Source organism: Streptomyces sp. NPDC101118 (assembly GCF_044759445.1).
Classification (GTDB): Bacteria; Actinomycetota; Actinomycetes; order Streptomycetales; family Streptomycetaceae; genus Streptomyces.
The window spans coordinates 213,005-235,621 of record NZ_JBIVZG010000006.1; the positions used below are offsets into that span (position 1 = coordinate 213,005).

Here is a 22,617-nt window from a genome sequence, read left to right on the forward strand (position 1 = left end):
GCGGCCCACAAAGCACGCGCCGTCCGCAGACGGGGGCTCTACCAGGCGGCAGAAAGGCAAGGCCGTGGCATCCGCGGTCACGACCGAGAAGTCCCGTCCGGGCTACGGGCAGCTCCTGCGCACGCCCGGCGCCATCAGCTTCCTGCTCCCGGGGTTCGCCGCCCGGCAGCCCTTCGCCATGCTGACCATCAGCATCGTGCTCCTGGTCCAGCACACCACCGGTTCCTACGGCAGCGCCGGCATCGTGGCCGCCGTCACCGGTGTCTCCATGGCCCTCTTCGCCCCGCAGATGGGCAAGCTGGCCGACCGGTTCGGCCAGAGCGCCGTGCTGTTCCCCGTCGTCCTGGCGCACGCCGCCGCCGTGAGCGGCCTGACGGCCCTCGCGCTGCTCGGCGCGCCGCTGTGGGCGCTGGCACTGGCCGCCGTCCCGGCCGGTGCCTCCGTACCCCAGGTCGGCCCGATGGTGCGGGCCCGCTGGGCCGCCCGCCTGGAGGGCTCGCCGCTGCTGCCGACCGCCGCGGCCTTCGAGTCCGTGACGGACGAGTTCACCTTCGTCGTGGGCCCCGTGCTGGCCACCGCGCTGTGCACCGGCGTGCACCCGGCCGCCGGCCTGGTCACCGAGGCCGCCCTGACCCTGCTCGGCGGTCTGCTCTTCGCCGCACAGCGGGCCACGCAGCCCAAGCCGCACGGCCGCGCCGCCGCGGCGGGCGAGAGGCACGCCTCGGCCCTGTCCATCCCCGGTGTGCGCGTCCTGATCGTCGCGTTCCTGGGCATCGGCGCCGTCTTCGGCGGCATGCAGGTCTCGCTGACGGCCTTCTCCGAGGAGATCGGCAACCCGGGCGTCAACGGCGTCCTGTACGGCGTCTTCGCCGCCGGCAACATGATCGCGGGCATCGCCTGCGGCGCCATCGCCTGGAAGATCGGCCCGCGCCGCCGGCTGATCCTCGGCTACGCCGCGCTGACCGTGGCCGCCTCGGTGCTGTGGGCCGCGCACTCGGTCTACCTGCTCGCGGGCCTCGGCCTGCTGGTGGGCCTGTCCATCGCCCCGGCGCTGATCACCGGCTACACGCTGGTCGAGAAGCTGGTCCCGGCCGCCACCCGTACCGAGGCCTTCACCTGGCTGACCGGCGCCGTGGCGCTGGGCCAGGCCGCCGCCGTCACCGTCGCCGGCCGGCTGGCCGACGCGTACGGCTCCGGCGCGGGCTTCCTGGTCCCGCTGGCGGCCACCGCGCTGGCCTTCGTGACCCTGGTGGCGCTGCGTTCGCAGCTCGCCCCGAAGGCCCCGAGCCGGATCGTCAGCGCCTCGGCGACGACGCCGGTCACGACCGTGGCCAAGCCCGCGGGCGGGCGGTCCGCCGAGCGTGGTGTCGGTCACCGCGTGCCGGTGACGGTGGACTGATCGGGCGGAATACGTCACCATGGAGTTTCGTTAGCACTCATCGAGTCAGAGTGCCAGGAGGAAATTCGTGCCGACCTACCAGTACCAGTGCACCGAGTGCGGCGAAGGCCTCGAGGCGGTGCAGAAGTTCACCGACGACGCCCTGACCGAGTGCCCGAGCTGCAAGGGACGCCTCAAGAAGGTGTTCTCCGCGGTCGGCATCGTGTTCAAGGGCTCGGGCTTCTACCGCAACGACAGCCGTGGCGCCTCTTCGAGCAGCACGCCCGCCTCGAAGCCCGCCTCGTCGAGCTCGTCGTCCGGCACGTCGTCCGCCCCGGCGGCTTCGTCCTCGGCCTCTTCCCCGGCCTCCTCGGCTTCCTCGTCGAGCAGCAGCTCCGCCGCCTGACCGCGGACCGCTCGCACCTGCTTGCACCGCTCGCGCGAAGACCCCGTCGTCCTGTCGGACGGCGGGGTCTTCGGCATCCCCCGCTAGGGTGAACGGCATGGTGCATGCAGAGATCGGTGTCATCGGCGGCTCGGGCTTCTACTCCTTCCTGGAGGACGTCTCGGAGCTGGCGGTCGAGACGCCCTACGGAAAGCCCAGCGACTCGCTCTACATCGGGCGGATCGCGGACCGCTCCGTCGCCTTCCTCCCGCGGCACGGCCGGAGCCACCACCTGCCGCCGCACAGGATCAACTACCGGGCCAACCTGTGGGCGCTCCGCTCGGTGGGCGTCCGCCAGGTGCTGGGCCCCTGCGCGGTGGGCGGCCTGCGCGCCGAGTACGGGCCGGGGACCCTGCTGGTGCCGGACCAGCTGGTCGACCGTACGAAGGGCCGCGAGCAGACCTTCTTCGACGGCGAGCCGCTGCCGGACGGCACCCGGCCGAACGTCGTCCACACGACGTTCGCCGACCCGTACTGCCCCGCCGGGCGCCGGGTGGCCGTGGCGGCCGCCCGCGGGCGCTCCTGGGAGCCGGTGGACGGCGGCACGATGGTGGTCATCGAGGGGCCCCGCTTCTCGACTCGCGCCGAGTCGCAGTTCCACGCGGCCATGGGCTGGTCGGTGGTCGGCATGACCGGGCACCCGGAGGCGGTCCTGGCCCGCGAGCTCGGGCTCTGCTACACCTCGATGGCCCTGGTCACGGACCTGGACGCGGGCGCGGAGACCGGTGAGGGCGTCTCGCACACCGAGGTGCTGAGGGTGTTCGGCGAGAACATCGGGCGGCTGCGGTCGGTGCTCTTCGACGCCGTGGAGGCGCTGCCGAAGACGGACGAGCGCGACTGCCTGTGCACCCACGCGCACGACGGCTGGGACCTGGGGATCGAGCTGCCGTAGGGCGCCGCGCCGCCGTCGGAACGTAACCCCGTCACCCGTGTGGGTGGCGGGGTTTTCCACATGCTGTGGGCGGTCCACAGGGCGGAGCGGGGTGGGGGCCGGGTGGCGGATCGTGGGGGCTGTCCGGGCGGAGTGCCCGGTGCTGGAGCCTCACGATGGGCGGTGTTCGTCATGTCCGGATCCGATGCCTTCCCCTCCGTTACGTGTCCCCCGCCGCGCGCGGTGCCGATGTTCGAGCCCCTGCGGGTACGGGGAGGCGGCGCGGCCCGGCTGCGCAGGGCGTTGCGGCGCAGACGCCGGGCGACCGCGGCCGGGCTGGCGGTGGTGGCGGCCGCGCTGGCGGCTGCCGGTCCGCGGGCGGAGGCCTCGCGCGGGGACCCGGCGCCGGTGCGGCCCGTGGTGGCGCCGGCCGCGGTGCCGCTGGTGTCCGCGCCGGTGCGGATCGCGGACGCGGCGACGGTCCGGCTGCTGCGGGCCGGGGACCGGGTGGACGTGGTGGCCGCGGGCGAGCCCGGGCGGGAGCGGGAGCGGCCCCGGGTGGTGGCGGCAGCGGCGCGGGTGAGTGCCGTTCCGGTGCCGGAGGAGGGCGCCCGGGACGCGGGGGCGCTGGTGGTCCTGTCGGTGCCGCGGGAGACCGCGCGGGCGCTGGTGGGGGCGGGTGCGGTGGCTCGACTGGCGGTGACACTGTGTTGATTCGTACACACGCCCGGTCAAGTCGCCTTGAGGTGTGCGTCGATTGGACACTGCGCGGCCCGACTGCCGTAGTTTTCGGAACCGTTGGCTCCGTGTCCTGTGACACCCGTGAAGAGAGGCTCAGTGGTGAGCGAGAAGAAGGTCGGCGTGCTGGCGGGGTTCAAGGCCTTCCTGATGCGCGGCAACGTGGTCGACCTCGCGGTGGCCGTGGTCATCGGCGCGGCGTTCACGAACATCGTGAACTCCGTGGTGAAGGGGATCATCGGCCCCCTGGTCGGCGCGGTCGGCACGAAGAACCTGGACGTGTACGCGACCTGCCTGAAGGAGCCCTGTGGGGTGGACGGGGCGGGCAACCCGACGGGGGTGAACCTCCTCTGGGGCTCGGTGCTGAACGCCACGCTGACGTTCGTGATCACCGCGGCGGTCGTGTACTTCCTGATGGTGCTGCCCATGTCGAAGTACCTGGCCCGCCAGGAGGACCGGCGCAAGGCCCGCGAGGGCGTGCAGGAGATCGTCGAGATCACCGAACTGGAGGTGCTGAAGGAGATCCGCGACCACCTGGTCACCCAGCGCGAGGGCGGCACCGGCGCCCACCGGGCCCCCGTCGCGGACTAGTCCGGGCCGCTCAGAGGTGGTGGGGCGGCTTCTCGTCGAGGAAGCGCGCGAGGTCCGCGGCGCTGTCGGCGGGTGGCCGCTCGCCCCACCCGTGGTCCGTGTCGTCCGAGGACTGCCGGTCCAGGGGGTCGTCGAAGATCAGCGCGGGCTTCGGCCGGGGCGCGGGCTCGGGGGTGGGGGCGGTGCTGCTCATGGCTCCAGGGTACGGCCGGGGTGCGGGTGGCTCAGCTCGGCGCCTCGGCGCCCTTGCGGGCGTAGAACCACCAGCAGACCGCGAGGCAGGTCGCGTAGAACCCGATGAAGATCCACAGCGCTGTGGTCACGTGGAGGTTCGCGAACATGGCGGGGATGAAGAAGAAGCCGTAGGCGGCGATGGCGGAGGAGAAGCCGGTGACCGCTCCCGCCTCCATCTCGGACTGCTTCAGCGCGGCGGCCTGCGCCTGCTCGCCCTGGCCCTGCGCGGCCCTGGCGTGCTGGTCCCGGAAGATGACCGGGATCTGCCGGAAGGTCGAGCCGTTGCCGAGGCCGGAGAAGAAGAACGCGGCCAGGAAGCCGGTGTAGAAGGTCCAGAAGCTGCCCTGGTCGCCGTCGTGGGGCAGGGCGAAGATCACCACGACGAGGGAGGCGGCCATGCCGACGAAGGACAGCATGGTCACCCTGGCGCCGCCCATCCGGTCCGAGAGCCAGCCGCCGGCCCAGCGGGTGAGCGCGCCGACCAGCGGGCCGACCCAGGCGTAGGTGAGGGCCTGGTAGCCCTGGGACTCGAAGTTGTCCTTGATGAGCAGCGGCAGGCCGGCGGCGAAGCCGATGAAGGAGCCGAAGGTTCCGACGTAGAGCCAGGTCATCAGCCAGTTGTGCTTGCGCTTGAAGATGATCTTCTGCTGGCTGAAGGGGGCGGCGGCGACCTTGAGGTCGTTCATCAGGAACCACGCCAGCAGGGCCATGACGACGAGCAGCGGGACCCAGACGAAGGCGCCGTTCTGGAGCCAGACGTCGGTGTCCTTCTTGGTGTCGTGCTGGGGGCCGCCGGCGGGGGCGCCCAGGACGGCGGCGGTGACGACCAGCGGGGCGACCAGCTGGACGACGCTCACGCCGAGGTTGCCCAGGCCGCCGTTGAGGCCGTTGGCGTTGCCCTTCTCGCGCTTGGGGAAGAAGAAGCCGATGTTCGCCATGGACGAGGCGAAGTTGGCGCCGCCGATGCCGCAGACGGCCGCGATGAGGACCATCTCCCAGTAGGGGGTGCCGGTGTCCTGGAGGGCGAAGCCGAGCCAGAGCATCGGGACCACCAGGATCAGCGTGCTGAAGGCGGTGAACTTCCGCTCGCCGAAGATGGGGCCGATGAAGGTGTAGAGGATCCGGAAGGTGCCGCCGGTGATGCCGGGGACGGCGGTCAGCCAGAAGAGCTGCGACTTGGAGAAGCCGAAGCCGACGTCCCCGAGCCGGACGACGGTGACGGACCAGACCTGCCAGACGACGAAGCCCAGCATGAGTGCGGGGATCGAGATCCACAGGTTGCGGGTGGCCACCCGCTTGCCGGTGGCCTGCCAGAAGGCATCGTCCTCGGGACGCCACTCGACGATGGTCGATCCGGGCTTGTAGGTCTCCGCCCGGTGCGAGCGCGGGGTGGTTCTGGTCGGTATGGACACTCGTCCACGCTAGGTCGGATGTCCATATTCGGCCTGTCGTGCGTCCCGCGGACGGCCCAACGGGACCCGGGGCTCACACGGCGTCCAGGCCCTGGGCGGCGAATACGCCCCGGGCGTGCGCGACCTGCCCGGCCGTCGGGGACGGGGTGTCGTGGAGGGTGAACTCCATGCCGAGCGCCTGCCACTTCCCCTCCCCCAGCTTGTGGAAGGGCAGCACGTCCACGCGGGAGACGTTGCCGAGGGAGGCGGCGAAGGACGCCACTCCCTCGATGTTGGCCGGGGCGTCGGTGAGGCCGGGCACGAGCACGAAGCGCACGTGCACCTCCTTGCCGAGGTCCGCGAGACGGTGGGCGAAGTCCAGGGTGGGTGCCGGCGGGCGGCCCGTCACCTTGCGGTAGGTGGCGGGGTCCCAGGACTTGATGTCGAGGAGGACGAGGTCCACGTCGCGCAGGAGCGCGTCGGTGGCCCTCACGCCGAGGAAACCCGAGGTGTCCAGGGCGGTGTGCAGGCCGAGTTCGTGCTTCATGCGGTGCAGCAGCTCGCCGGCGAAGACGGGCTGGAGGAGCGGTTCGCCGCCGGAGATCGTGGCTCCCCCGCCGGAGGCGGCGATGAAGCGCGTGTACTTCGCGGCCTCGGCGATGACGTCGTCGGCGGAGGTCCGCCTGCCGTTCCGCATCCGCCAGGTGTCGGGGTTGTGGCAGTAGAGACAGGTCAGGGGGCAGCCGGAGAGGAAGGTGACGAAGCGGGTGCCCGGGCCGTCGACGCCGGTCGACAGGTCCCAGGAGTGCACGGAGCCCTCGCTGGGGCGGCCGGTGACGGCCGCGGCGGGGGTGACGGCGGCGGGGCCGGCGGTGGCACGGGGGAGGTTCTGGCCCAGCAGGATGGTCATGGCAGGCGCTCCTGGACTGTCTGGTCTCGGGCTGTCTGGTCTCGGACGGTCCGGTCGCCGGAGGCTGCGGCCGGCGGTGCCCGGTGGTGGCGCGCGGTCCCGGGGCCGGGGTGAGGGCCGGGCCCCGGGCCGCGCGGTCGGGGGGGCTCTAGAGGGAGCCGTGGAAGGTGCGGTTGAGGACGTCGAGCTGCTGCTCGCGGGTCAGCCGGACGAAGTTCACCGCGTAGCCGCTGACGCGGATGGTGAGCTGCGGGTAGTTCTCCGGGTGTGCCATGGCGTCCTCGAGCACGTCGCGGTTGAGGACGTTGACGTTCATGTGGAAGCCGTCGCTGGCCGTGTAGCCGTCGAGCACACCCGCCAGGTTCCTGATCCGCTCCTCGGGGGTGCGGCCCAGGCCGTCGGGGGTGACGGTGCTGGTCAGCGAGATGCCGTCCTCGGCGTCCTCGTAGGGGAGCTTGGCGACCGACAGCGCCGAGGTGACGTAGCCGTGGGTGTCGCGGCCGTTCATCGGGTTGGCCCCCGGGGAGAAGGGCTCGCCGGCCCGGCGGCCGTCGGGGGTGTTGCCGGTCTTCTTGCCGTAGACCACGTTGGAGGTGATGGTCAGGACCGACTGGGTGTGTTCGGCGTTGCGGTAGGTGGGGTGCTTGCGCACCTTCTTCATGAACTCCTCGACCAGCCAGACGGCGATGTCGTCGACGCGGTCGTCGTTGTTGCCGTAGGCCGGGTAGTCGCCCTCGACGGTGTAGTCGGTGGCGAGGCCCGTGTCGTCGCGGTGGACGGTGACCTTGGCGTGCTTGATGGCCGAGAGGGAGTCGGCGGCCACCGCGAGGCCGGCGATGCCGCAGGCCATGGTGCGGCGCACGTCGCGGTCGTGGAGCGCCATCTCGATGCGCTCGTACGCGTACCTGTCGTGCATGTAGTGGATGACGTTCAGCGCGTGGACGTAGACGTTCGCGAGCCACTCCATCTGCTCGTCGAACTTCGCCATCACCTCGTCGTAGTCGAGGACTTCGGCGGTGATGGACCCGGTCTCCGGGCCGACCTGGGCGCCGGACTTCTCGTCCCGGCCGCCGTTGATCGCGTAGAGCAGGGTCTTGGCGAGGTTCACCCGGGCGCCGAAGAACTGCATCTGCTTGCCGACCGGCATCGCGGAGACGCAGCAGGCGATGGCGGTGTCGTCGCCGAAGCGGGGGCGCATCAGCTCGTCCGACTCGTACTGCACGGAGGAGGTGTCGATCGAGACCCTGGCGCAGAACTCCTTGAAGCCCTGCGGGAGCCGGGGCGACCAGAAGACGGTCATGTTCGGCTCGGGGGCCGGGCCGAGGTTGTAGAGGGTCTGGAGGTAGCGGAAGGAGGTCCTGGTGACGAGCGGGCGGCCGTCCTCGCCCATGCCGGCGATGGACTCGGTGACCCAGGTCGGGTCGCCGGAGAACAGCTCGTCGTACTCGGGGGTGCGCAGGAAGCGGACGATGCGGAGCTTGATGATGAAGTCGTCCACCAGTTCCTGGGCCTGTTCCTCGGTGAGGAGGCCGGCCTCGATGTCGCGCTGGAGGTAGACGTCGACGAAGGTGGAGGTGCGGCCCAGCGACATGGCTGCGCCGTTCTGCTCCTTCACGGCGGCCAGGTAGGCGAAGTACAGCCACTGGATGGCCTCGCGGCCGGTGGCGGCCGGGCCGGAGATGTCGTACCCGTACGAGGCGGCCATGGCCTTGAGCTCGCCGAGCGCCCTGATCTGCTCGGACAGCTCTTCGCGGAGGCGGATGGTCTCCTCGACCGCGGCGGGGTCCCGCGGGAGGGCGTTGAGCTCGTCCTTCTCGTCCTTCTTGGTGGCGATGAGGCGGTCGACGCCGTAGAGCGCGACGCGGCGGTAGTCGCCGATGATGCGGCCGCGGCCGTAGGCGTCCGGGAGGCCCGTGACGATGCCGGCCTTGCGGGCGGCGCGGATCTCGGGGGTGTAGGCGTCGAAGACACCGGCGTTGTGGGTCTTGCGGTACTCGGTGAAGACCTTCTCCAGCTCGGCCGAGACCGGGTACCCGTAGGTCTCCAGGGCGCCGGCGACCATGCGCCAGCCGCCGTACGGCATGATCGCCCGCTTCAGCGGGGCGTCCGTCTGGAGGCCGACGATCAGGTCCTTGTCGCGGTCGATGTAGCCGGGGGCGTGGGCGGTGATGGTGGAGGGGATGTCGTGGGCGACGTCGTAGACGCCCTTCTCCCGCTCCTCGGGGAAGCGGTCCGTGATCGCCTTCCACACGGCGGTGGTGCGCTCGGTGGGGCCGGCGAGGAACGCGTCGTCGCCCTCGTAGGGGGTGTAGTTCTGCTGGATGAAGTCACGGACGTCGATGGCGTCGCGCCACAGGCCGCCCTTGAAGCCCTCCCAGGCTCCGCCGTTCACGGTCGTCTCCGTACGAGCAGCAGTCATGACCCGCAACCTTCCGATCTCGCCTCATTGCTTGCTTCCATTGCACGCCTTTTGATCGATCATTTGGCGCCGCATTGGTCCCCTGCTGCGGACCGGAGGTCCTACCCGCCGCCCGGCACTCCCTCCGACACCCTCTTTGACCTGGGATTTTCGTCGGGACTTAGGGCCCTAGTGAGCTTGTGAATGCATTCACAAGAATCTGGGCGGCCAGGGGAGGGATGCCGACCGCGCCCCGCAGCCCCATGGCCGCCCCGCCCGTGCGCGAGCCGGGGGCGATGGCCGCGACCATCGCCCCCGGCTGGAGCAGCCCCGAGAGCGCGGGGTCAGCTCGGCGCTTCGGCACCCTTGCGGGCGTAGAACCACCAGGCCACCACGATGCAGCTGGCGTAGAAGCCGACGAAGCCCCACATCGCGCTGGTCACCGCGAAGTTGGCGAACATCGCCGGGATGAAGAAGAAGCCGTAGGCGGCGATCGCGGCCGTGAAGCCGGTGACGGCGCCGGACTCGATCTCGGCCTGCTTCAGTGCCTTGGCGTACTCCGGGGTGCCCTCGGTCAGGCCCTTCAGGTGCTGCCCGCGGAAGATCACCGGGATCTGCCGGAAGGTCGAGCCGTTGCCGATGCCGGAGAAGAAGAACGCCGACAGGAAGCAGAAGAAGAAGCCGTAGAAGTTGCCCTCACCGCCGCCGGCCGGCAGGAAGTTGATCACTCCGATGATCGAGAGCGCCATGCCCACGAAGGACAGGATCGTCACCCGCGCGCCGCCCAGCTTGTCGGCGATCCAGCCGCCCGCCCACCGGGCGAGCGCGCCCAGCGCCGGGCCCATCCAGGCGTACGTGGCGACCGAGTAGGCCGGGAACGTGGTCTTGATCAGCAGCGGCAGGGCCGCCGCGAAGCCGATGAACGAGCCGAAGGTGCCGACGTACAGCCAGGTCATCAGCCAGTTGTGCTTGCGCTTGAAGATGATCTTCTGCTGGCTGAAGGGGGTCGAGGCGACCTTCAGGTCGTTCTGCCCGAACCAGGCCACGGCCGCCAGGACCACCAGCACCGGCACCCACACGAAGGCGGCGTTCTGGAGGTAGATCTCCGAGCCGTTCGCCTTCTTCTGGCCCGCGCCGATCGCCAGCACCGAGGAGGTGATCAGGATCGGGGTCAGCAGCTGCACCACGGAGACGCCCAGGTTGCCCAGGCCGCCGTTGATGCCGGTGGCGTTGCCCTTCTCCTGCTTGGGGTAGAAGAAGCCGATGTTCGCCAGCGAGGACGAGAAGTTGGCGCCGCCGATGCCGCAGAGCGCGGCGATGGCGACCATCACGCCGTACGGGGTCTCCGGGTTCTGCACCGCGAAGCCCAGCCACAGCAGCGGGACGACGAGCACCACGGTGGAGATGGCGGTGAACCGGCGCTGGCCGATCATCGGGCCGAGGAAGGTGTAGAAGATCCGGGCGGTACCGCCGGTGATGCCGGGCACGGCGGTCAGCCAGAACAGCTGGGACTGGCTGAAGCCGAAGCCGACGTCCTTGAGGTTGGTCGCGGTGATGCTCCACACCTGCCAGACCACGAAGGCCACGAGCAAGGCGGGGACCGCGATCCAGAGGTTGCGGGTGGCCACCTTCTTGCCGGTGGACCGCCAGAAGGCGGGGTCCTCCGGGGCCCAGTCGGTGATCGTGCGTCCTGGCCGGTACTGCTCGGGATCGGGCGATTGCGCACGTCCGCCCTGCGTCGTGCGCGCGTCCTGGATAGCGGAAGTCATCGGATCTTCCCGGAGGTTGGTACGTTGCCTGACTTTTCCAGGATTCGCCCCGCGGGGGCCCTCACATCAGAGGCGAACGGACCGTGGGAAACGGAAAAGGTCCCGTCGCCCCACGGCCCGTCGGCACGTGCCCTGCAGTACTCAGGTCCGCAGCTCCGGCCGGGTCCCGGTTGACCGCCGCCCTGCGCGTCCGGCGGCCGCGCGTCGGGCACCTCGACGACCGGGCCCCGGCCCTCGCCGAAGGCCACCACCGGACCGCCGTCGCCGCCCACCTGCTCGCCCCCGGCCGGTTCATCCGGGCGCCGGCCGGCACCGGGGCCTGGGCCGTCACCGCGCCGCTCGCGGACCACCCCCGGCCGGCCCGGCTGATGCTGCGCCGGTACGAGGAGACGCGCGCCCGGCACCCGTACGCCCCCGGGGCCGGACGGGCCGCCTGACGGCACCCCGCACCCGCGGCCTCGCCCACTCCCCCGCACCCGAGCCGCGCCCCGGCACACCCCCCGCGACCACCCGAGGCATGCCGGGCGGCCCCGCCGCGCGTCCGGCCCGCCCGGACGGGCCCCTTCTGGTGTGCTGGGCGGCATGGCGTACCAACCGATGACCGCCCGCAGCCGCGACGAGGAACACCGCGCGGCCACCCCGCTGGAGCTCTTCTTCGACCTGTGCTTCGTCGTCGCCGTCGCGCAGGCCGGCAAACAGCTGGTGCACGCCCTGATCGAGGACCATGCGGCGGCCGGCATCACCGGCTACCTGTTCGTGTTCTTCGGGGTGTGGTGGGCCTGGATGAACTTCTCGTGGTTCGCCTCCGCCTACGACGTCGACGACGTGCCCTACCGGATCGCGACCCTGGTGCAGATCTCCGGCGTGCTCGTCTACTCCGCCGGCGTGCCGCGCGCCTTCAACGACAACGACTGGACCGTCGCGGTCCTCGGCTACGTGCTGATGCGCCTGGCGCTCACCACCCAGTGGCTGCGCGCCGCCGCCGGCGAGCAGGGCCCGGCCCGGCGCACGGCCCTCACGTACGCCGTCGGGCTGGTGATCTGCCAGGTGGGCTGGGTGGCCCTGCTGGCGGCTCCGGAGAGCAGCAGGCGCTGGCTGTTCCTCGTGCTGGTGGTGGCCGAGCTGGCCGTGCCGATGGTGGCCGAGCGCGGCTTCGAGACGCCCTGGCACGCGCACCACATCGCCGAGCGGTACGGGCTGTTCACCATCATCGTGCTCGGCGAGACCATCGCGGCGGCGACCGTGGCGGTCCAGTCCGCGCTCGACGAGCACGAGGCGCTGGACGAGCTGCTGCCCATCGCGGCGGGCGGTCTGCTGGTCGTCTTCGCGGCCTGGTGGATCTACTTCGCCGTGCCCGGCCACGAGATCCTCACCAGCAACCGCGAGGCCATCCCCTGGGGTTACGGCCATTACGTGATCTTCGGGTCGGCCGCGGCGATCGGCGCCGGCATCGAGGTGGCCGTCGAGCACGCGACGGGCGAGGGGCACATCTCGCAGTTCGCCGCGAACCTGTCGGTGACCGTGCCCACCGCCGTCTTCCTGATCACCGTCTGGCTGCTGCACTCCCGCCACTTCAAGCGCGGCGCGGTGCAGCAGCTGGTCCTGCCGGTGTCCGCGCTGGCCGTGCTGGCCTGCTCGTTCGCGGGCGACGCCGCGGTCCTGGTGGCCGGTCTGGTGTCGGCCCTGACGGTGGCCGTGGGCGTCGTCCTGACCGAGCGGACCGGTCCCCCCGCCCGGATGTCCGTGTAACGAGCGCCCGTGTCCACGTAAACGCATCCCGCCTCACACGATGGGTGGAATCTGGCCGCCCATCCGCCGTACGGGCCCGCAACCCGCCCCGCGGCACGTGAGGATGACGGCCGTGACAGGGAACCTCGCCGATCCGGCGTTCTGGCAACTGGCCCCGGCCGACCGCCTCAGGGAGTTCGCGCGGCTGCGCGCCCTCGACGGGCCGGCCTACTTCCGTGAGCGGCCGGCCTCGTGGCGGGGGCCGGAGCGCGGCCACTGGGCGCTGGTCAGGCACGCCGACGTGACCGAGGCCAGCCGGCTGCCGAAGGTCTTCGCCAGCGCGCCGGGGGTCACCACCCCGGAACCCGCGCGCTGGGTACGGGCCCTGTTCGGCGACTCGATGGTCAACCTGGACGGCACGGACCACGCCCGGCTCAGGAAGATCGTCTCGCGGGCGTTCACCCCGCGGCTGCTGGCCGAGGCCGAGCGCGACATCCACAAGGTGGCCGCGCGGATCGTGGACGACATGCTCGACCGGCGCCCGGACGAGTTCGTCGCCGCCGTGTCCTCCCGGCTGCCGCTGGAGGTCATCTGCAACATGATGGGCATTCCGGAGGAGTACCGGCCGGAGATCGCGGACCGCGTCAACCACGCCTCCGAGAACATCGGCGTGGAGCGCGGCCTGGCGGCCCGCCTGCGGATGCCCGGCCGGGGCCTGCGGGCGCTGGCGCGGATGCAGCGGATGGTCGCGGGCATCGGCCGCGAGCGACGCCGTCACCCCACCGACGACCTGATCTCGGCCCTCGTGTGCGCGAACGTCGACGGGCAGGCGCTGGGCGCCCGCCAGCTGGGCGCCTTCTTCTCGCTGCTGATGGTCGCGGGGGTGGAGACCACGCGGAACGCCATCACCCACGGGCTGAGCCTGCTCACCGACTTCCCGGACCAGCGCGAGCTGCTGCTCTCGGACTTCGAGCGGTACGCGGACGGGACGGTGGACGAGATGATCCGGCACTCGACGCCGATCATCCAGTTCCGCCGGACGGTGACCACCGAGCACACGCTGGGCGGGCACACCTTCCGGCCGGGCGACAAGGTGGTGCTCTACTACGCGTCCGCCAACCGCGACGAGGCGGTCTTTCCGGACCCCGACGCCTTCGACATCACCCGGAGCCCCAACCCGCACCTCGGGTTCGGCGGCGGCGGCCCGCACTTCTGCCTGGGCGCGCACCTGGCGAAGGTGGAGATGAAGGCGCTGTTCCACGAGCTGCTGACCCGGCCGGTGGGCCTGCGGGCGGTCGGGCTGCCCGATCTCGCGGGCTCCAACTTCGACAACCGGGTCAGGTCGCTGCGGTTCGCGTTCTCCTGCCCGGGCGAGCGCCGACCGTAAGGCCGTCGACGGCGGTACGGCGGCCATGCGTACGGGGGCCATGCGTACGGGGGCCCGCCCCCGGTGCCGGGGACGGGCCGCCACCGGGCAGGCTGGGAGCCCGGCGGCGGCCGCCCTCCCCGCGCCCCCGTCCGGGGAGGAACCGGGGAACTACCCGCTCACTTGCGGAGCTTGGTCACCGGCAGCAGGCAGTGGGCGCTGCTGGTCAGCACCCCTTCGTCGCCCGCGAAGGCCTGGAGCTGCTCGGGGCTGACCGGGCGGCCCGGCGTGGCCTCGGGCCAGGGGCGGGTCGCGAACAGGAAGTACACCTGGCCGAGTTCGTCGGCGGCGGCCACCCACTCCGGCGGGGCGGGGCACTGCACGTTCATGCCCGGCATCGTGAGCACCGCCTGCTCGGCCTCGACCAGGACCGTGACCGGGAGGCTCGGCATCCGCGTGCCGTCGAGGACGACGTCGCCGATCGGCAGGCCCGTCTTCTCCAGCAGCGCCCGCACGGCCGCCTCGCCCGCCTCGGGCCCGCCCTCGCCGTCGCCGAGGGAGTAGGCGAGCAGGTAGGGGATGTCGTGGCCCTCCTCCGGGTCGCCGATCCAGGCGAGGACGGAAAGGGTGCCCAGCTGGTTCCCGCGTACCGCGGATTCGGTGTGAGTCGAAGTCATGCGCGGCACCCTAGTGGCATTTTCCGGCGCCCTTTCCCGCCCCTTCACCCCCTCGGACTAGACCTGCCAGAAACCCTCTCCGGAATTCGCCTGCATGTTCGCGTCGCGGTACTGGAGACGGACGATGCGCACGTTCTCCGGAATTTCGAACACGACCCAGCCTTCGGCCTGCTCGCCGACGGCGAGGGAATCGAAGGGGAGCGGTTTTCCGGTGGTCAGTTCACCCGTGGGCACGGAGGGGTGGCGCACCCCCTCGGCGTCGATCGCCCACATGCTCCCGAGCGCCCCGTACGAGGCACCTCCGACGTTGACGAACCGCATCCCGGCACCCACCCACCGCTTGCCCGCGGCGGGCGCGTACTCCCTGGCGGCACTGACCGCCGGGTCGACGTACGCGTGCAGCACGGCCTGGAGGTGGCGGCCCAGTTCACGCCCCCGGAAGTTCACCGTGTCCCCGATCCGGGCCGCCCCGGCCCGGCTGCCGGCCCGCTCCTGCCCCCGGACCACCGCGTCCGCGGCGTCGGCACCCTCCGCGTCCGCGCCGCCCCGCGCGTCGTCGCGCCCGGTCAGCGGCGGCGCGACGGCGGGAGCGCCGCCCGCACCCCCCTGGGCGCTCTGGCACGCGGCGGACCCGAGCAGCAGAAGGGGGAGGAGGGCCAGGGAGAGGGGCGCGGCTCGACGCATGGGGGGTCCCTTCCGGGGATTCGAATTCCCGCCATACTCACGCGGCCGCGCGGACAAATGCACCCAACGACACGGGGCACGGCGAGTGAGTTCGCCCCGCGCGATCAGCACAATTCGATTCGGCGGCGCACCGCCGCCGTTCCCCCCACCCCCGGAAGGCATCATGCGCATCACCGGACTCGCCCTCGCCACCCTGGCCGCACTGGCGACTTTCACCTCACCCGCCGCGGCCGACGCATTCTCCGGTCAGATTTCCGTACGGGACGAAGTGCACATCGCACCCGACGGTACGGTCACCCTTTCCGGCACCTACCGCTGTTCCGGCGCGTCACCCGACCGGGCGGTCTTCCTGACGAGCAGCCTGGAGCAGAACGGCCGGCAGATCGGCTTCGGGTCGACCGACGCGGTCTGCGACGGGGGCGAACACCCGTGGTCCAGCAGCGGACCCGTCGAGCCGCTGGGCGGCGACCTGGGCTTCCGCGAGGGTCCGGCACGCGTGCAGGCCCGGCTGATGACCCTGGAGAACTCCGGCTGGCTGCCGCTGCCCCGCGGGCTGGCCGGCCACGAGGAGGGGGTCGCCCTCGTCGACCACCGGTCCTGACGCCGGCCGCGCCGGCGGTGCCGGCGCCGCCGCACCTACGGGCACTCGGCGCCGACGCCCACGACCGACATGTACGCCACCGTGCGGCAGCCGGGTCCCTCCGGGGCCCGGTCCGCCGTCCGCGCGGCGGCGAGCGGCAGCGCGACGACCGCGAGCACGAGGAGCAGCAGCCCCGTCAGGGCCCCCTTGGTCATCCACCGCATGGCTGAATCCGTTCCATACGCCGATGGTCACCCGGCACCGCCCGCCCCACAACTCGACGTGACCGCCCGGGCACGCCGAGCGATCCGTCGCGGCCGGTCACCGGCCGCGCCGGGCCCGTCTCACGTGCCCTCGGCCGGGCCCGCGAACTCGCACCACACGGCCTTGCCGTCGCCCCGGGACTCCACTCCCCAGTGCGTGGCCAGCGCGTCCACCAGCAGCAGCCCGCGTCCCGTGGTGGCCGCCTCTCCCGGCGAGCGCCGCCGCGGCCAGACGCTGGAACGGTCCTTCACCCAGAGCCGGATCCGCCGGACCGGCTCCGGCAGCACCTCCATGGTGAGCACCGCGCCGCCGTCGGTGTGCAGCAGGGCGTTGACCAGCAGTTCTCCGGCCGCGAGTTCCACGTCGTCGGCCAGCTCCGGCATGCCCCAGTCCCGCAGCGCCTGGCGCAGCGCGTACCGGGCCTCGGAGAGCCCCTCCGGGTCCGCCTGGTGCACGTACTGGTGGATGCGCGGGGCCCGGTGGGTGCCCGGGTCCGGCGCCCGGCGCAGCACCAGCAGGGCCACGTCGTCGCCCGAGCCCCAGCGCTCCCAGAGCCGGTCGGAGAGGTGGTCGGCGAGCGCGCCGGCCTCCTGGGGGCCGCTCCTGACCGCGTGGGCCAGGGCCTCCATGCCGGCCGTGATGGCGGTGCCCGGCTCCTCCACCAGGCCGTCCGTGCAGAGCACCAGGGTCTCGCCGGGCACCAGGTCGAGCCGGGTCTCGGGGAACTCCTCCTGCGCGAAGACCGAGGCGAGCCCGAGGGGCAGCCCGCCGCGCAGGTTCGGCCAGCCGGTGCGACCGTCGGTGTGCCGGATCAGGGGGCCGAGGTGGCCGGCGCGGACCGCACGCACCCCGCCCGTCTCCAGGTCGACCTGGGCGTACGTGCACGTCGCGAAGCGCTCGGTGTCCAGTTCCGCGAGGAAGCGCGAGGCCCTGGCCAGCACCGTCGAGGGCGGGTGGCCCTCGCCCGCGTACGCGCGCAGGGCGATCCGCAGCTGGCCCATGATCGCGGCCGCGTGGGTGTCGTGGCCCTGTACGTCGCCCACGACCAGCCCCACCCGGTCGCGGGGCAGGGCGATCACGTCGTACCAGTCGCCGCCGACCTCCCGGCCGCTCCACGCGGAGTGGTAGCGGACCGCGATCTCCCCGCCGCTGATCTCGGGGATCCGGCGGGGCAGCATGGCCGCCTGGAGTCCGGTGGCGAACTCGCGCTCCTGGTCGAAGAGCAGGGCCCGCTGGAGCGACTGCGCGACGATGCCGGCCAGGCCGAGGCAGAGGTTGCGCTCCTCGGGGCTGAACTCGCTGCGCCTGCGGTAGAAGAGCACCAGCCCGCCGATGGCGGTGTCCTGGGCGATCAGCGGCAGGTAGGCGGCCGCGTCGAACTCGATCCGCCGCAGGTAGTCGCCGAGCAGCGGGAACTCGTCCGCGAGGGCGTGCAGCGAGGTCACGAAGCGGGCCCTGCGGGTGAGCACCGCCTGCGAGAGGGGCAGCGAGCCGTCCAGCCGGGTGTAGCGGCGCTCGTCGAGGATCTCCAGGGACTCGCCGCTCAGCGCGATGATCTTCATCGTGCCGTTCTCGGCGAGGCCCAGGGCCAGCCCGTCCGCGCCCAGCCGCTCCAGCGCGCCGGCGCCGGTCAGCACGGCGGTGACGTCGTCGACCGTGACCGCACGCGAGAGGGCCTCGGTGGTGCGCTGCACGATGGTGGTCTGCTTGGCGCGGGCCGCCTCCAGCTTGCGCAGCAGCGTGGAGTGCGCGAGCTCGGCGGTGGCGTTGCGGACGATCCCGAGGATCCGGCGGCCCTTGCCGTCCCCGTCGCGCATGATCCGGCCCTGGGTGTGGGTCCACTGCTCGGTGCCGTCGCGCCGCTGCACGGTGAAGTACGAGCCGTACTCGGTGTCGCCGGCGTCGAGGGCGGCCTGCACGACGGCCTGGAGCCGCGTCCCGTCCTCCGGAGCGATGCGGAGGCCCAGGCCTGAGGAGGTGTGGTCGAACTCCTCCGGCTCCAGGTCGAAGACCGACAGGGCGCCGGCGTCGAGGTCGAGCCGCCCGCTGTCCAGGTCCCAGTCGAAGCTGCCCATCTTGTTCAGGGCGAGCCGCTCCCCGGGTCCGACGGCGGGCACCGCCACCGGGCCCCGTTCCTCCGCACCCGACTCAGCCTCCGCCATGGGACTCCCTCCGGACGCTACGGACGTCGGACGCTACGGACCGGGCCAGCACGGCTGGGAGATCAGCCGTTCCCATTCTGGGTCAGGATGCCCGGGAAGGGTCCTTCCAGCCTCCCGCCACCGTCTGACGAGCGACAGGTAGATCGTGGACTGGTCCGGGTACGCCGGGGGCGCGGCGGGTCCGGCGTACGGCCGGGCTTCCACCCGGCTGGCCGGGATGCGCACCCAGCCCCGCCCCTCTGCTCGGTCCGGGCTCATCGCCGACCCCTCTCACCGCACGGACGACGTCGGGTACCCGGCTCCCCGCCCCGGACCGGCGGAGCGGGCGCGGGAAGACCCGGGCAGCGGGCCCCGGCCTCCGAGGCGCCGCCTGACTCCTCCCACCAGTCTCCCCGCAGCGAAGCCCGCGCCGTGCACGAATCGCATGGAAGGGCCGAATGAGGGAGCGGTGAGCAGTCCCGCGAAGAACAGTCCGGGGTGCGAGGACTCGAAGCCGGCGGTGAGCTCGGGCGTCCCGCCCGACCCGACCCGCCGCAGCCCGGCCCGCAGCCTGTCGTCCAGCAGGTCCAGGCGCGCCAGGTCCGGTACGAACCCGGTCGCCGCGATGACGTGTCCGGCCTCCAGTACGACGTCCTCGCCCCCGGCGGTGGTCAGCCCGAGCCGGGTCCGCGACCCCGCGGGCACCGCCCTGAGCAGCCGGTGCCCCAGCAGGACCGGCACCCGCTCCTCGAAGCGCTCCCGGAGCCACCAGGCCCCCGCGGGGCCCAGGGCGGTGGCGGCGATCCGCTCGCGCCGGGCGGCCGGGAGCCGCCGTACGGCGCCGGGCAGCTCGGCGTACACCCAGTTCCGCCAGCCGGTGCCGAGGCCGCTGTGCGGGTCCCGCATCCGCCGCAGCGGGCTGCGGGACAGGGGCTTGGCCGGGGTGTTCCAGTTGAGCCGCCCGGCCCGGGCCACCAGCCGGGGCTGCGCGCCCAGCTCGGCCAGCAGCGTGGCGGTCTCCATCGCCGCCTGGCCCCCGCCGACGACGATCACGTCCTGGCCCCGGAAGCGGCCCAGGTCCTGGTGGCCGCTGCTGTGCGAGCAGTGCTCGCCGGGCAGGGCGCGCAGGGCCCGGGGGTAGTGCCGGAAGGGCATGACGCCGACCGCCAGGGCCACGGTCCTGGCCAGCAGCGGCGGACCCTCGTCGGTGGTGATTCGGAAGCCGGTGCCGTGCGGGGCGACGGCGGTGACGGTGCGCTCCTCCACCTCGGGGACGGCGTGCCGGGCGAACCAGAGCCCGTACTCGCTGAAGGCGCTGATCGGCAGCGGCCGGCCGTGCTCGGCGACCAGGCCGCGGCCGGCGCAGTAGTCGGCGAGGGTGTGGCGGCCGGCGGGGTCGGAGAGGTTGGAGGCCCAGGGCTCGGACTTGAGGTACATGCCGCCGGGCATGTGGTCGCGCCAGGACTCCATGGGGCGGCCGAGCACCCGGACGGCCAGTCCGGCGGCCGCCGCGTGGGCGCCGATCGACAGCCCGTAGGGGCCCGCTCCGATCACCACGAGATCGTCCGTGCGGTTCATGGGATCACGCCCTTTCGTCGGTGGGGCATCGGTCGTGCCGGTCCATCGGCCGTACCGGGTCAGCGGGTCGCCGGGGCGCGCTCGGGGCGGTCCCGGACGGCGTCGGCGGAGGCGGGCGCGCGCAGGGGGTGCGCGGGTGCGGGCAGCGGGTCGCCGCCCCGCTGCCGGGGCGCCCGTACGACGGCGCGCGGGGCCCGTACGAAGGCCCGGGGCGCCGCGCGTACGAAGGCGCGGGGCACCCGTACGACGGCGCGGGCCGTCCGCCGGCCCCCGGCGGGCACGCCCCGAAGCGTCCCCCACAGGCGGCGGCCGCCCTTGTGCAGGCCCCGGCCCAGGAAGGCGCGGGCCATGGCGAGGAAGGGCAGCGGGTCGTCCGCGGCGAACCAGGCGGGCTCGATCCGCGCGCCGGCCCGGCGCGGGGCGGCGCCGCGGGTGGCCAGCGCGGCGAGCAGCGCGTAGTTCTCGGCGACGAACACCCGGCCGGGGCCGCCCGCCCGCTCGGGCACGGGCTGCCCGGTGAGGTCCAGGTAAAGGGCGCGTACGACGTCCAGCCCCGCGGTGTCGGTGAAGAGCCGGAACTGGGCGCCGGGCCGGGGGTTGAAGTCCAGCAGCCGCAGGCGGCCGCGCTCGTCCCGGCGGAAGTCAAGGTCGAGGATGCCCTGGTAGCCGAGGCGGGCGGCGAGGCGCAGCCCGGCCTCCTCGGCGGCCGGGTCGGGCAGCCAGCGGCCGACGGCGGTGAGGCCCGTGCGCACCGGCCAGGACAGCTCCTTGCGGCCGGAGCCGGTGAGCAGCGGCCGGCCGCCGCGGGCGAAGGCGCCGTGGAAGAACCAGTCGGTGTCGGGGCCGCCGGGCAGGAAGCGCTGGAGCAGCAGGGGGCTGCCGGCTTCGGCGGTCCGCTCGTACAGCCTCCGTGCCTCGGCCGCGGTGGTGACCAGGGTGGTGCTGCGCAGCCCGCTGTCCGGCGGCAGCAGCCAGGGGCGGCTCCACTTGGCGACGGCGGGCAGGCCGAGGCGCCAGGCGGCCTCGGCGGCCTCGGCGCCGCTGGCGGGGACGACGGTCTCGGGGTGCCCGACGTCCCAGCGGGCGCAGAGGGCGGCGAGTTCGGCCTTGTCGGCCACGCGGGCGGGGAGTTCGCCGGGCTGGGAGGGCAGCAGGTAGCGGCCGGCGAGCAGGGGGGCGATGCGGGAGACCGTGATGGCGCCGAGGTCGTCCATGGCGAAGAGCACCGCGGGCCGTCCGATGCGTTCCGACACCCCGGTGAGGCAGTCCAGGAGGGCGTCGGGGCCGAGGTCGCCCTCGGGGGCCGGGTGGGCCGCCCGCAGGTGGCGCGAGCGGGCCACCGGTCCGCCGTCCGCCTCGACCACGGCGTGCACCTCCACGCCCTGGCGGCCCAGGGATCTGACGGCGCCGAGGGTGCCGTGGTGGAAGGGGTTGCGGTCGAGGCGGAGCAGAAGTGCGGGCACATCGGTGGCGAACACGGCCATGGGAACGCTGTCTTTCACCTAGTCGGAGCAAGCGGAGGGGGTTGGCAGTCGCGAATGGCCCATCAACGGGTCATCAGACAGGCCATTAGTCGGATTGACTGCCTAACGTCTTTGCTAAGCGCATCGATTCAGGAAGCCTCTGGAGCCGCCATGTCCTCTCACCGCCGCAGACTGGCGAGCACCTGCCTCGGGACGGTCACGGCCGGCCTGCTCGCCACCGGTGCCGCCCTCGCCGCCGCCCCCGACGACGGACCGGGGAAACGGGGCGGGGCGGGCGACACCGCCATGGGCGCCTATCTCCACTACGGGGCACCCGGCGTGGACCGCATCCCGCAGCTGTCCACGTGGCTGGGCGGCACCGAACTCCGCGTCGGGCACACCTACTTGCCCGGCGACGCGTGGTCGAACATCGAGGGCGCCCCGGACTTCCTGGACAGCTGGGCGAAGTGGCGCAGGGCCAAGGCCGACCGGCTGTTCGTGCTCAACGTCCCGATGCAGGAGCGGAACGAGGCCGGCGTCCCCGACCACCAGGTCGCCCAGCTGATCAGGTCGGGCGCGCAGGGCGCGTACGACCACCACTTCAGGAAGCTCGCCGAGCGCCTGGTGGACCTGGGCGTGCCGGACACGGTGATCGTGCTCGGCTGGGAGATGAACGGCGTGACGTACACGCACCGGTGCGCGCCCGACCCGGAGAACTGGAAGGCGTACTGGAAGCGGATCGTCACCACGATGCGCTCGGTGCCCGGCCAGGAGTTCCGCTTCGACTTCGCCCCCAACCGCGGGACGGACGCCATCGGGTGGACCCGCTGCTACCCGGGCGACGACGTGGTCGACATCATCGGCATGGACTCGTACGACCAGGCGCCGGGGCGCACCTTCGACGAGCAGATCAGCCAGCCGTACGGGCTGCAGCAGCACGTGGACTTCGCGAAGGAGCACGGCAAGCGCATCTCGTACCCGGAGTGGGGGCTGTTCCGCAACGGCGACAACCCCGAGTACATGCGGCGCATGCTCCAGTGGATCCAGCAGCACAAGCCGCTCTACCACACGATCACCGACTACTGCCCGCACGGCGTCTGGCAGTGCGGGCAGAACCCGCGCTCCTCGCAGGTGTTCCGCGAGGCGCTCTCGTACAAGCCGCCCGTGGTCACGCCCCCGGTGGTCACCCCGCCGGTCGTGACACCGCCGGTGGTCACGCCTCCGGTCGTCACCCCGCCCGTGATCACCCCGCCGGTCGTCACGCCTCCGGTCATCACGCCTCCGGTCATCACGCCCCCGGTCATCACACCGCCGGTCATCACACCGCCGGTCGTCACGCCCAAGCCCAGCCCGGTCGAGCCGTCGCCCAAGCCCTCGCCCCTCAACCCCTCGCCCAAGCCCAGCCCGGTGA

Annotated in this window: 20 protein-coding genes and 1 pseudogene; 10 read left to right on the top strand and 11 right to left on the bottom strand. The window is 72.6% G+C overall.

What is annotated here, in order from left to right:
* Positions 1-64 precede the first annotated feature (64 nt).
* The 5 genes from ACIQUQ_RS13700 (at position 65) to mscL (ending at position 4,023) form a co-directional block, all read left to right on the top strand.
* Complete coding sequence (locus ACIQUQ_RS13700; protein ID WP_403974912.1) at positions 65-1,399, top strand: MFS transporter; 1,335 nt, start codon at positions 65-67, stop codon at positions 1,397-1,399.
* Positions 1,400-1,466: 67 nt separating this feature from the next.
* On the top strand, positions 1,467-1,784 hold the full coding sequence (locus ACIQUQ_RS13705; protein WP_403659152.1) for an FmdB family zinc ribbon protein: 318 nt from the start codon (positions 1,467-1,469) through the stop codon (positions 1,782-1,784).
* Positions 1,785-1,881: 97 nt separating this feature from the next.
* The gene (locus tag ACIQUQ_RS13710) at positions 1,882-2,715 is read left to right on the top strand and encodes an S-methyl-5'-thioadenosine phosphorylase (RefSeq protein ID WP_403974914.1); all 834 of its coding nucleotides are present in this window, start codon (positions 1,882-1,884) and stop codon (positions 2,713-2,715) included.
* Between the two features lie 228 nt (positions 2,716-2,943).
* Positions 2,944-3,408, top strand: coding sequence for a hypothetical protein (locus tag ACIQUQ_RS13715; protein ID WP_403974917.1), 465 nt, complete (start codon positions 2,944-2,946; stop codon positions 3,406-3,408).
* A 126-nt stretch (positions 3,409-3,534) separates the two neighbouring features.
* Complete coding sequence (gene mscL, locus ACIQUQ_RS13720) at positions 3,535-4,023, top strand: large conductance mechanosensitive channel protein MscL (protein WP_403974920.1); 489 nt, start codon at positions 3,535-3,537, stop codon at positions 4,021-4,023.
* 10 nt (positions 4,024-4,033) lie between these two features.
* Here mscL and ACIQUQ_RS13725 read toward each other — a convergent pair whose 3' ends face one another.
* The 5 genes from ACIQUQ_RS13725 to ACIQUQ_RS13745 form a co-directional block, all read right to left on the bottom strand.
* The gene (locus ACIQUQ_RS13725; RefSeq protein ID WP_399949717.1) at positions 4,034-4,216 is read right to left on the bottom strand and encodes a hypothetical protein; all 183 of its coding nucleotides are present in this window, start codon (positions 4,214-4,216) and stop codon (positions 4,034-4,036) included.
* A 31-nt stretch (positions 4,217-4,247) separates the two neighbouring features.
* Positions 4,248-5,669: a NarK family nitrate/nitrite MFS transporter gene (locus ACIQUQ_RS13730; RefSeq protein ID WP_403974923.1), complete on the bottom strand. Its 1,422-nt coding sequence runs from the start codon at positions 5,667-5,669 to the stop codon at positions 4,248-4,250.
* A gap of 73 nt (positions 5,670-5,742) precedes the next feature.
* Positions 5,743-6,558 (bottom strand): pyruvate formate-lyase-activating protein, encoded by an 816-nt coding sequence (gene pflA, locus ACIQUQ_RS13735; RefSeq protein ID WP_403974925.1) that lies wholly within the window; start codon positions 6,556-6,558, stop codon positions 5,743-5,745.
* 148 nt (positions 6,559-6,706) lie between these two features.
* The gene (pflB, locus tag ACIQUQ_RS13740) at positions 6,707-8,977 is read right to left on the bottom strand and encodes a formate C-acetyltransferase (RefSeq protein ID WP_403974928.1); all 2,271 of its coding nucleotides are present in this window, start codon (positions 8,975-8,977) and stop codon (positions 6,707-6,709) included.
* A gap of 323 nt (positions 8,978-9,300) precedes the next feature.
* A complete protein-coding gene (locus tag ACIQUQ_RS13745) occupies positions 9,301-10,725 on the bottom strand; it encodes an MFS transporter (RefSeq protein ID WP_403974931.1) in 1,425 nt (474 codons plus the stop codon).
* A 170-nt stretch (positions 10,726-10,895) separates the two neighbouring features.
* Here ACIQUQ_RS13745 and ACIQUQ_RS13750 point away from each other — a divergent pair, with 170 nt between their 5' ends.
* From ACIQUQ_RS13750 to ACIQUQ_RS13760, 3 genes are all read left to right on the top strand, one after another.
* The gene (locus tag ACIQUQ_RS13750; protein ID WP_403974933.1) at positions 10,896-11,162 is read left to right on the top strand and encodes a hypothetical protein; all 267 of its coding nucleotides are present in this window, start codon (positions 10,896-10,898) and stop codon (positions 11,160-11,162) included.
* A 145-nt stretch (positions 11,163-11,307) separates the two neighbouring features.
* The gene (locus ACIQUQ_RS13755) at positions 11,308-12,474 is read left to right on the top strand and encodes a low temperature requirement protein A (RefSeq protein WP_403974936.1); all 1,167 of its coding nucleotides are present in this window, start codon (positions 11,308-11,310) and stop codon (positions 12,472-12,474) included.
* Between the two features lie 103 nt (positions 12,475-12,577).
* The gene (locus tag ACIQUQ_RS13760) at positions 12,578-13,840 is read left to right on the top strand and encodes a cytochrome P450 (protein ID WP_403974939.1); all 1,263 of its coding nucleotides are present in this window, start codon (positions 12,578-12,580) and stop codon (positions 13,838-13,840) included.
* A 158-nt stretch (positions 13,841-13,998) separates the two neighbouring features.
* Here the strand turns inward: ACIQUQ_RS13760 and ACIQUQ_RS13765 are convergent, their stop codons facing one another.
* Positions 13,999-14,496 carry a DUF5949 family protein gene (locus tag ACIQUQ_RS13765; RefSeq protein WP_403974941.1) on the bottom strand — a complete coding sequence of 166 codons (498 nt, stop codon included), beginning with the start codon at positions 14,494-14,496 and terminating at the stop codon, positions 13,999-14,001.
* Between the two features lie 57 nt (positions 14,497-14,553).
* Entirely contained in the window at positions 14,554-15,180 is a 627-nt protein-coding gene (locus ACIQUQ_RS13770) for a hypothetical protein (RefSeq protein ID WP_403974943.1), read from the bottom strand.
* A gap of 163 nt (positions 15,181-15,343) precedes the next feature.
* On the opposite strand from ACIQUQ_RS13770, the gene ACIQUQ_RS13775 reads away from it, so the two are divergent.
* A complete protein-coding gene (locus tag ACIQUQ_RS13775) occupies positions 15,344-15,781 on the top strand; it encodes a DUF6299 family protein (RefSeq protein WP_403974945.1) in 438 nt (145 codons plus the stop codon).
* Between the two features lie 35 nt (positions 15,782-15,816).
* Here the strand turns inward: ACIQUQ_RS13775 and ACIQUQ_RS13780 are convergent, their stop codons facing one another.
* From ACIQUQ_RS13780 to ACIQUQ_RS13795, 4 genes are all read right to left on the bottom strand, one after another.
* A complete protein-coding gene (locus ACIQUQ_RS13780) occupies positions 15,817-15,984 on the bottom strand; it encodes a hypothetical protein (protein ID WP_399949683.1) in 168 nt (55 codons plus the stop codon).
* A gap of 120 nt (positions 15,985-16,104) precedes the next feature.
* Entirely contained in the window at positions 16,105-18,186 is a 2,082-nt protein-coding gene (locus ACIQUQ_RS13785) for a SpoIIE family protein phosphatase (RefSeq protein WP_403974947.1), read from the bottom strand.
* 270 nt (positions 18,187-18,456) lie between these two features.
* Positions 18,457-19,743: an NAD(P)-binding domain-containing protein gene (locus tag ACIQUQ_RS13790; RefSeq protein ID WP_403974950.1), complete on the bottom strand. Its 1,287-nt coding sequence runs from the start codon at positions 19,741-19,743 to the stop codon at positions 18,457-18,459.
* 59 nt (positions 19,744-19,802) lie between these two features.
* On the bottom strand, positions 19,803-21,227 hold the full coding sequence (locus ACIQUQ_RS13795) for an ATP-grasp domain-containing protein (RefSeq protein WP_403974952.1): 1,425 nt from the start codon (positions 21,225-21,227) through the stop codon (positions 19,803-19,805).
* Positions 21,228-21,377: 150 nt separating this feature from the next.
* Between ACIQUQ_RS13795 and ACIQUQ_RS13800 the strand changes: the two are divergent.
* Positions 21,378-22,355: pseudogene (locus tag ACIQUQ_RS13800) on the top strand (glycoside hydrolase family 26 protein); the annotation flags it as partial.
* Positions 22,356-22,617: the final 262 nt, after the last annotated feature.

Coding starts and splice junctions, on each gene's coding strand:
- ACIQUQ_RS13790 (WP_403974950.1), bottom strand. CDS start 19,743: ATGAACCGCACGGACGATCTCGTGGTGATCGGAGCGGGCCCCTACGGG.
- ACIQUQ_RS13785 (WP_403974947.1), bottom strand. CDS start 18,186: ATGGCGGAGGCTGAGTCGGGTGCGGAGGAACGGGGCCCGGTGGCGGTG.
- ACIQUQ_RS13765 (WP_403974941.1), bottom strand. CDS start 14,496: ATGACTTCGACTCACACCGAATCCGCGGTACGCGGGAACCAGCTGGGC.
- ACIQUQ_RS13715 (WP_403974917.1), top strand. CDS start 2,944: ATGTTCGAGCCCCTGCGGGTACGGGGAGGCGGCGCGGCCCGGCTGCGC.
- pflA (WP_403974925.1), bottom strand. CDS start 6,558: ATGACCATCCTGCTGGGCCAGAACCTCCCCCGTGCCACCGCCGGCCCC.
- ACIQUQ_RS13780 (WP_399949683.1), bottom strand. CDS start 15,984: ATGCGGTGGATGACCAAGGGGGCCCTGACGGGGCTGCTGCTCCTCGTG.
- ACIQUQ_RS13760 (WP_403974939.1), top strand. CDS start 12,578: ATGACGGCCGTGACAGGGAACCTCGCCGATCCGGCGTTCTGGCAACTG.
- ACIQUQ_RS13710 (WP_403974914.1), top strand. CDS start 1,882: ATGGTGCATGCAGAGATCGGTGTCATCGGCGGCTCGGGCTTCTACTCC.
- ACIQUQ_RS13770 (WP_403974943.1), bottom strand. CDS start 15,180: ATGCGTCGAGCCGCGCCCCTCTCCCTGGCCCTCCTCCCCCTTCTGCTG.
- ACIQUQ_RS13755 (WP_403974936.1), top strand. CDS start 11,308: ATGGCGTACCAACCGATGACCGCCCGCAGCCGCGACGAGGAACACCGC.
- ACIQUQ_RS13775 (WP_403974945.1), top strand. CDS start 15,344: ATGCGCATCACCGGACTCGCCCTCGCCACCCTGGCCGCACTGGCGACT.
- ACIQUQ_RS13725 (WP_399949717.1), bottom strand. CDS start 4,216: ATGAGCAGCACCGCCCCCACCCCCGAGCCCGCGCCCCGGCCGAAGCCC.
- pflB (WP_403974928.1), bottom strand. CDS start 8,977: ATGACTGCTGCTCGTACGGAGACGACCGTGAACGGCGGAGCCTGGGAG.
- ACIQUQ_RS13745 (WP_403974931.1), bottom strand. CDS start 10,725: ATGACTTCCGCTATCCAGGACGCGCGCACGACGCAGGGCGGACGTGCG.
- ACIQUQ_RS13795 (WP_403974952.1), bottom strand. CDS start 21,227: ATGGCCGTGTTCGCCACCGATGTGCCCGCACTTCTGCTCCGCCTCGAC.